We start from the raw sequence: 1,897 nt of genomic DNA on the forward strand, positions 1-1,897 counted from the left end.
TTCGGAGATAAAGACTAACACTTTTTTGTTTTGTATCAAAGACCTTCCTTTATTGTTTATTTCATCTGTCTTGCGACAAATTATCTCTAAAAAGGAGGTGTTCCAGCCACACCTTCCGGTACGGCTACCTTGTTACGACTTAGCCCCAGTCGCTAGTTCTACCCTAACGAAGTCTTTTACCTTCCGCTTCAGGTCTACCCAACTCCCATGGCTTGACGGGCGGTGTGTACAAGGTCCGGGAACGTATTCACCGCATCATGGCTGATATGCGATTACTAGCGATTCCAGCTTCATAGGGTCGAGTTGCAGACCCCAATCCGAACTGTGATAGGCTTTTTGTGATTCGCTTGCTGTTGCCAGCTTGCTGCACTCTGTACCTACCATTGTAGCACGTGTGTCGCCCTAGGCGTAAGGGCCATGATGACCTGACGTCGTCCCCTCCTTCCTCTCTACTTGCGTAGGCAGTCTTGCCTGAGTCCCCAGCATAACCTGATGGCAACAGACAATAGGGGTTGCGTTCGTTGCGGGACTTAACCCAACACCTCACGGCACGAACTGACGACGGCCATGCAGCACCTTGTTTCGCGTCATTGCTGACGTAACCATCTCTGATTACTTCGCTCACATTCTAGCCTAGGTAAGGTTCCTCGCGTATCATCGAATTAAACCACATGCTCCACCGCTTGTGCGGACCCCCGTCAATTCCTTTGAGTTTCACCGTTGCCGGCGTACTCCCCAGGTGGATTACTTATCGGTTTCCCTTGGTCACTGAGCTATTCACCCAACAACTAGTAATCATCGTTTACGGCGTGGACTACCAGGGTATCTAATCCTGTTTGATCCCCACGCTTTCGTGCATCAGCGTCAGTTTATTCGTAGCAACCTGCCTTCGCAATTGGTATTCCTTCCGGTATCTATGCATTTCACCGCTACACCGGAAATTCTAGCTGCCTCCAAATATCTCAAGCTCAACAGTATCGATGGCATGTAAAACAGTTAAGCTGCTACTTTTAACCACCGACTTATTAAGCCGCCTACGCACCCTTTAAACCCAATAAATCCGGATAACGCTCGCCACCTACGTATTACCGCGGCTGCTGGCACGTAGTTAGCCGTGGCTTATTCTAATGGTACCGTCATTACCCCTCGCAAGGAGCACATTCTTCCCATTCAAAAGCAGTTTACAATCCAGAGGACCGTCTTCCTGCACGCGGCATGGCTGGGTCAGAGTTGCCTCCATTGCCCAATATTCCCTACTGCTGCCTCCCGTAGGAGTCTGGCCCGTATCTCAGTGCCAGTGTGGGGGATACTCCTCTCAGAGCCCCTAAGGATCGTAGCCTTGGTAAGCCGTTACCTTACCAACTAGCTAATCCTACGCATGCCCATCTACATCCTATAAATATTTCAAAAGTCTCTGATGCCAGAGTCTCTATTATGCGGTGTTAATCCCAGTTTCCTAGGGCTATCCCCCTGATGTAGGTAGGTTGCATACGCGTTACGCACCCGTTCGCCGGTGACATTGCTGCCCCCTCGACTTGCATGTATTAAGCCTGCCGCTAGCGTTCATCCTGAGCCAGGATCAAACTCTCCATAGTAATATCTACTAACAGAAAGATCTCCCAACTTCGTGTTTCGTCTCTATCTCCAATAAGTTAATGAACTTTATCCCACCGTAGTGAGCTCGTTGCCTTTTCAAGCTTTCCCTTCTAAACTCTTAATCCTTCTCGTTTAATCGGGGTGCAAAGGTAACAACCTTTTTTTATTTCCCAAATTTTTATCGAAAAAAATTTATTTATTTTTAATGTACTTTATCCCAACTAACTCTCCTATTTCTTCTCTCTCGCCGTTTGGGAGTGCAAAGGTAGCACTTCTTTTTCCCCTTTTCCAAATTTTATTT

1 rRNA gene is annotated in these 1,897 nt (G+C 47.8%); it reads right to left on the bottom strand.

The features are described 5' to 3' along the window. Nucleotides 1–90: 90 nt before the first annotated feature. A 16S ribosomal RNA gene (locus EGI22_RS22880) occupies nucleotides 91–1,595 on the bottom strand. Nucleotides 1,596–1,897: the final 302 nt, after the last annotated feature.

It is taken from the genome of Lacihabitans sp. LS3-19 (assembly GCF_024343575.1).
Taxonomy (GTDB): Bacteria; Bacteroidota; Bacteroidia; order Cytophagales; family Spirosomataceae; genus Leadbetterella.